The sequence below is a fragment of the Actinoplanes sp. G11-F43 genome, assembly GCF_050589265.1.
Taxonomy (GTDB): Bacteria; Actinomycetota; Actinomycetes; order Mycobacteriales; family Micromonosporaceae; genus Actinoplanes.
The window spans coordinates 22,214-28,821 of record NZ_JBNZCE010000055.1 but is presented as its reverse complement, the minus strand read 5'-3'; the positions used below and the strand labels follow the sequence as shown (position 1 = coordinate 28,821).

Here is a 6,608-nt window from a genome sequence, read left to right as displayed (position 1 = left end):
CCGGACGGCCGGAAGCCCCGCCCACGTCGCGCGGACGAGGCGGGGCTTTGCACGAGCGTACGAAAATGAAAGGTTTTAAGCGGAGCCCCGCAGGATCAGGCGGGTGGGCAGCACCGTCTCCCAGTCGGTCGGCTCCTCGCCGTCTATCTTGGTCAGCAGGAGGCGGACCATCTCCTGGCCCATCTGCTCGACCGGCTGGTAGACGCTGGTCAGCGGCGGATCGGTGTGCCGGGCGATGACCGAGTCGTCGAAACCGACCACCGCGACGTCCTGCGGCACCCGGCGGCCGGCCCGGCGCAGCACACGCAGCGCACCGGCGGCCATCATGTCGGAGGCGCAGAAGACCGCGTCGATCTGCGGGTACTGCTGGAGCAGCCACTCCATCGCGGTCGCGCCACTCAGCTCACCGAAGTCACCGCGGGCCGCCGGGCCGTCACCGACCACGTCGCGGTAACCGTCGAACCGGGCGATACCCACCGCCATGTCGAGCGGCCCGGTGATCGTGGCGATGCAGCGGCGGCCCTGGTCACGCAGATAGGTGACGGCGGCGCGGGCACCGGCCCGGTTGTCGGCGTCGACGAAACTCACCGGCTCCGGATGGTAGGGCCGGCCGGCCCGCACGGTCGGCACCCCGCGCTCCTCCAGCACCGCCGGCAGCGGGTCGTCGCCGTGGATCGAGAGCAGCAGCGCGCCGTCCACGTGCTGGCGGGTCAGATAGCCCTCCAGCTGGCGCCGCTCCTCGGGCGCCTGCGCGATCATCAGGACCATCTGCAGATTGCGGGCCACCAGCACCGAGGAGATCGACTGCACGATCCGGCCGAAGAACGGCTCGGCGAAGAAGCGCTCTCCCGACTCGAAGATCACCAGAGCGATCGAGTCGGTGCGCTGAGTGACGAGCGCACGGGCGGCCCGGTTCGGCACATAACCCAGCGCGTCGATGGCGTCCTGCACGGCCTGCCGCGCTTTGGGACTGACCTGCGCCGACCCGTTGACGACCCGGGACACGGTCCCTCGACCCACTCCGGCCCGGGCCGCGACCTCCTCCAGAGTGGGCCGCCCGGTCGAGCGGTTCCGGTCTTCCCTCATCGCTGACCGTCCTTTCCGCGACCGACCCACGGTACACGCGCCACTTAACCGTTTCCAGGCACCGGGCACGATTGTTGTGTGCTGCCACACCCGCCACCCCACCGCATCGCGGTCCTGGTCCTGCCCGGCGCCAATCCCCTGGACGTCGGGATCATCGCGCAGATCTTCGCGGCCCGGCACGGTCTGCCCTATGAGCTGCGGCACTGCTCGGTCGAGCCCGGTCCGGTGCCCGGGCGCGACGGGCTGGGATTCACGGTGGAGCACGGGCTCTCCGCGCTAGCGGACGCGGACACCGTGATCCTGCCCGCTTACGGATCCTCCACCGTGGTTCCGCCGCCGATCGTCCTGGACGCGCTGCGGGACGCCGCCGGCCGAGGCTCCCGGATGGTGTCGATCTGTGCGGCGGCGTTCGGGCTGGCCGCGGCCGGTCTGCTGGACGGCCGCCGGGCCACCACCCACTGGCTGCGCACCGAGGCACTTCGCCGCGCCTACCCGAGGATCCGGGTCGTCTCCGATGTGCTGTTCGTCGACGACGGGGACGTGCTCACCTCCGCCGGGCAGGCCGCCGGCATCGATCTGTGCCTGCATCTGGTCCGGCGCGACCACGGCGTCCAGGCCTCCAACGAGATCGCCCGGACCATCGTCGCGGCCCCCTACCGCAGCGGCGGCCAGTCCCAGCTCGTCCCGCGCAGCCTGCCGGAACCACTCGGCGACGCGTTCTCGGCCACCCGCGAATGGGCGCTACGGCACCTGGACCAGGCGATCGGCGTGCCCGAGATGGCCCGGCACGCGCGGGTGTCGACCCGGACGTTCGGGCGGCGGTTCGTCGAGGACACCGGGTACACCCCGATGCAGTGGGTGCTGCGCGCCCGCATCGACCTGGCCCGCCATCTGCTGGAGATCTCCGACCTGGGCGTCGAACAGGTCGCCGCCCGGGTCGGCCTCGGCACCGGAGCCAACCTGCGGCTGCACTTCCAGCGGGTGCTCGGGATGACACCCACCGAATACCGCAAGGCGTTTGGCGGAAAGCTTGCGGGATCCGGCGCTGCGGCACCTGCTCCGGCTCCGGCCCACCGGGCAGATTCGACGGCATGAGAATCGCCATCAACGGATTCGGCCGGATCGGGCGCAACGTTCTAAGAGCATTGATGCAGCGGGGTACGCCCATCGAGGTGGCCGCGATCAACGACCTGGCCGACGCCCGTACGCTCGCGCATCTGCTCCGCTACGACAGCACCCTCGGCCGGGCCCCGTTTCCGGTGGAGGCCGCCGGGGACCACCTGATCGTCGACGGTCACAAGATCCTGGTGACCGCCGAACCCGACCCCTCTCTCCTGCCGTGGCGGGACATCGACGTGGCGGTCGAGTCCACCGGCCGGTTCACCGCCGGGGCCGGGGCGCACGTCACCGGCAAGATCCTGGTCACCGCGCCCGCCGCGTCAGCCGACGTGACCCTCGCCTACGGGATCAACCACGGCGACTACGACCCCGCCCGTCACCGGATCGTCTCCACCGCCTCCTGCACCACCAACGCGCTCGCCCCGGTCGCCTCCGTCCTCGACGACCTGGCCGGGATCGAAGCCGGGTCGATGACCACCATCCACGCGTACACCCAGGAGCAGAACCTCCAGGACGGCCCGCACCGGGACCTGCGCCGGGCCCGCAACGCCGCGGTCAACATCGCACCCACCACCACCGGGGCGGCCACCGCCATCGGACTCGTGCTGCCCCGGCTCGCCGGACGGCTCAGCGGCTACTCGGTGCGGGTCCCCGTCCCGGTCGGCTCCCTGGTCGAACTGAACGCCCTGGTCACCCGGGACGTCACGGTCGCGGAGATCAACAGCGCGTTCGAGGCGGCCGCCGCCGGGCCACTGCACGGAGTTCTCACCTACTCGGCCGATCCGCTGGTCTCCACCGACATCACCGGCGACCCCGCCTCGTCCGTTTTCGATTCCCTGCTGACCGCCGCGAACGGACGGCTCGTCAAGGCGGTGGCCTGGTACGACAACGAGTGGGGATTCGCCAACCGGGTCGTGGACACATTGACGTTGCTGTCCCGCTAACCTGTGCGGATGGCGGTCACCCTGGCGGATGTCGCACGGCTCGCCGGGGTGTCCCCGGCCACCGTCTCGCGCGTCATCAACGACAGCGCGAAGAAGGTCAACGAGCAGCTGCGGGAGCGGGTCCTGGCCGCCGTCCGCGAACTCCACTACGTGCCCAACGCGCACGCGCAGAACGTCGCCCGCCCCCGCAAATCCGCCGTCGGCGTGATCGTGCACGACGTGTCCGACCCGTACTTCGCCGAGATCACCCGCGGGCTGCAACGCCAGGCGGGCGCCCACGACCGGCTCCTGGTGATCTGCAACAGCTACCGGGAGCCGGAGCGTGAACTCGCCTACGTCGGGCTACTGCGTGCCCAGCAGGTGCACGCGCTGATCCTGGCCGGCTCCGGCTACCACGACGACCAGTTCACCGAGCGGCTCAACGGCGAACTGAACGCCTACCAGCAGGCCGGCGGCCGGGTCGCCGTCATCGGCCGGCACCGCCTCGTCGGCAGCGCCGTCCTGCCCGGCAACGAGGCCGGCGCGCACACCCTCGGCCTGCGCGTCCTCGGCCTCGGCCACCACGAGGTCGGGGTGATCGCCGGGCCGCGCTACCTGACCACCACCACCGACCGGCTCACCGGCTTCCGCCGCGCCTTCGACGAACTGGGGGTCGCCCTGCCCGCCTCCCGGATCATCTACTCCGACTTCACCCGCGACGGCGGGGCCACCGCCACCGCCGGCCTCCTCGACGCCCAGCCCAACCTGACCGCGATCATCACCCTGAACGACTCGATGGCCGTCGGCGCCCTGGCCACCCTCCGCGAACGCGGCATCCGGGTCCCCGACGACATCTCGGTGACCGGTTTCGACGACATGCCGATCGCGCGGGACGTCACGCCCGCCCTGACCACCGTCAAACTCCCGCTGGTCGAGATGGGCGAACGGGCGATGGCCCTGGCCCTGGGCGACGCCGACCCGCACAGCGAACCGGCCGACGCCACCCTGATCTGGCGGGCCAGCTGCACGGCCCCCGCCACTCCCGACTGACCGCCGGTTTCCCGGCCTTTCCCCCGGCGAGCCTTCCCTCTCCCAGCCTCTCCCCGGCGCTTCACCCGGCGAGCTTTCCCTCTCCCGGCACCTCCCGGCCTTTCCCCCAGCGAGCTCTTTCCCTCGCCCTTTCACCCTGGCGGCGTCTCGCTCATGCGGCGTCTCACCCTGGCGGCGTCTCGCTCATGCGGCGTCTCACCCTGGTGGCCTCTCGCTCATGCGGCGTCTCACCCTGGTGGCCTCTCGCTCATGCGGCCTCTCGCCCTGACGGCTTCTCGCCCCGGCGGCGTCTCGCTCATGCGGCGTCTCGCCCCGGCGGCTTCTCGCCCCGGCGGCGTCTCGCTCATGCGGCGTCTCGCCCCGGCGGCCTCTCGCCCCGGCGGCCTCTCTCCTGGCGGCGTCTCTCCCGGCGGCGGCCGACCTTCCTCTGGGCCTGTCACCGCGGGCCCGACCGTCGGCAACCCCTCCGCCTTTCGGCATTTATGCCATTTTTTCGTACGTGCCGGACCGCCTTGTTCCCCACACGTCGCTGGTCAGGCATTTATACGGTTCCGCGCCACTCCGTCAGCTGTCGACGTGGGTGCGCTCCCCGTCCGGGGTAAGCACCGCGATCACCTCGGCCGGGCCGCCACGCGCACCGAACGCGTGCGGAACCATCGTCGAGAACGACGCCGCCTCACCCGCCTCGACCACCACCACCCGATCGCCGAGCACCAGCTCGATCGTGCCGGACAGCACGGTGAACCAGTCCCTCCCCGGATGCACCCGCAGATCCTCCGGCCGCCGCGAAGCCGGCCGGGTGATCCGGAGCCGGGCCACCGTCATCCCCGAGCCACCCTCCTCACCACTCAGCACCCAGGTGGTGATGCCCCGCTCCGGATGGTGATGCGGCTTGATCACCACAGCGTCACCCCCGGAGTCGACGAGCTGATCCAGGCTGGCCCCGAGCGCCCGCGCGATGGCGGTCAGCTGATCCAGCCCGATCCGCCGATGCCCGGTCTCGATCCGGCTCAGCGTCGACGGGCTCAGATAGCACCGCCCCGCCAGGTCATCCAGTGACCACCCCTTGGCTAGCCGCAGTCCCCGAATCCGCGCCCGAACGAGAGCGTCGACCTCAGCATCTTGCGTCATACGCAAGATTGTATGCGCCTAGCGCAAACCAGCGCTACCGTCGTCCCATGACACGCGAACCCCACTCCCCCGCCCCCACCCAGCCCTCCACCGCAGGCCATCACCACTCCTCGGCGGACAGCCCCAGCCCCTTCACCGCCACTAACCACGCCCCTTCCCCCACGGACAGCCGCAGCCCTTCCGCCACCACCAACCACCAACACGACTCCTTCCCTGCCAGCGGCCACCACCCTGCCGCCGCGAGCCAGGACCACAGCCCCTCCATTTCCCCCGCTCATGGCCATGATCATCAGGACCGGCACGGCCATCACGGCGGTGGGCACGGGCAGGGTGGCTGGCATTCGCATGACATGACCGAGATGCTCGACCTCGACGCCGAGGTGGCCGCCGATCATCTGGCCGGTCTCACCGCACGGGTCGCCGAGCTGGCCGGCGACCGTGTCGTCCGCGACGTGGTGGACATCGGCGCCGGCACCGGGACCGGTTCGTTCGCGCTGCTCCGCCGCTTTCCGGACGCCACGGTCACCGCCATCGACACCTCGGCCGAGATGCTGAGTCATCTCGCCGGATCCGCGCGGCGGCACGGCTTCGACGGCCGGGTCCGGACCCGGCAGGCCGACCTGGACGCGGGCTGGCCGGAGACCGGCGCCGCCGACCTGGTGTGGGCGTCGGCCTCGATGCATCACATGGGCGACCCGGATCGGGTTCTGGCCGACATCCGCGGGGTGCTGCGCCCCGGCGGCCTGTTCGCGATGATCGAGATGGAGTCGATGCCCCGGTTCCTACCGGACGACATCGGCATCGGCCGCCCCGGCCTGGAGAACCGTCTCAACGCCATCGCCGACCACGCCCGCGCCGAACACCTGCCGCACGTCGGCTCGGACTGGCCGTCCCGCCTGACCGCGGCCGGTTTCACGATCCTGGACGCCCACGACCTGGTGGTCGACGTACCGTCCCCGCTCCCCGCAGCAGCCGTCCGCTACGCGGCGGCGACGTTTCGCCGGTTCCGCGCGGGCATGACCGACCGTCTCCCCGCCGACGACCTGACCACCTTGGACACCTTGCTGGCCGACGACGCCCGCCTACTCCGCGCCCTTCCAGACCTGACGGTCCACAGCACCCGCGCGGTCTGGATCGTCACTCCCACCTGACCTGCCCACCACCCCCCTCCTGCCCGGCCGGCACCGTCGCCCGCCCTCGCCCGCCCACCGTCATCGCCCGTCCTCGCGCGTCGCCCACCCTCGCCGTCGCCGTCGCCGGGCCGGTCCCCGTCGTCAGCCGTCACCGTCGCCCCCCGCC

Annotated in this window: 6 protein-coding genes; 4 read left to right on the top strand and 2 right to left on the bottom strand. The window is 71.4% G+C overall.

Features of this window, described 5'->3' with window-relative positions; genetic code table 11:
* Nucleotides 1–75: 75 nt before the first annotated feature.
* The gene (locus tag ACQ0O7_RS41810; protein ID WP_430791447.1) at nucleotides 76–1,086 is read right to left on the bottom strand and encodes a LacI family DNA-binding transcriptional regulator; all 1,011 of its coding nucleotides are present in this window, start codon (nucleotides 1,084–1,086) and stop codon (nucleotides 76–78) included.
* 78 nt (nucleotides 1,087–1,164) lie between these two features.
* On the opposite strand from ACQ0O7_RS41810, the gene ACQ0O7_RS41805 reads away from it, so the two are divergent.
* From ACQ0O7_RS41805 to ACQ0O7_RS41795, 3 genes are read left to right on the top strand one after another with little or no spacing between them, the layout of a single operon-like run.
* A complete protein-coding gene (locus ACQ0O7_RS41805) occupies nucleotides 1,165–2,181 on the top strand; it encodes a GlxA family transcriptional regulator (protein WP_430791445.1) in 1,017 nt (338 codons plus the stop codon).
* Nucleotides 2,178–3,149 (top strand): type I glyceraldehyde-3-phosphate dehydrogenase, encoded by a 972-nt coding sequence (locus ACQ0O7_RS41800; protein WP_430791443.1) that lies wholly within the window; start codon nucleotides 2,178–2,180, stop codon nucleotides 3,147–3,149. The genes ACQ0O7_RS41805 and ACQ0O7_RS41800 overlap by 4 nt, the downstream gene beginning before the upstream one ends.
* Before the next feature lie 9 nt (nucleotides 3,150–3,158).
* Complete coding sequence (locus ACQ0O7_RS41795; protein WP_430791441.1) at nucleotides 3,159–4,178, top strand: LacI family DNA-binding transcriptional regulator; 1,020 nt, start codon at nucleotides 3,159–3,161, stop codon at nucleotides 4,176–4,178.
* Between the two features lie 564 nt (nucleotides 4,179–4,742).
* Here ACQ0O7_RS41795 and ACQ0O7_RS41790 read toward each other — a convergent pair.
* Complete coding sequence (locus ACQ0O7_RS41790; RefSeq protein WP_430791439.1) at nucleotides 4,743–5,309, bottom strand: helix-turn-helix domain-containing protein; 567 nt, start codon at nucleotides 5,307–5,309, stop codon at nucleotides 4,743–4,745.
* Between the two features lie 350 nt (nucleotides 5,310–5,659).
* Here ACQ0O7_RS41790 and ACQ0O7_RS41785 point away from each other — a divergent pair, with 350 nt between their 5' ends.
* The gene (locus ACQ0O7_RS41785) at nucleotides 5,660–6,460 is read left to right on the top strand and encodes a class I SAM-dependent methyltransferase (RefSeq protein ID WP_430791437.1); all 801 of its coding nucleotides are present in this window, start codon (nucleotides 5,660–5,662) and stop codon (nucleotides 6,458–6,460) included.
* Nucleotides 6,461–6,608 lie beyond the last annotated feature (148 nt).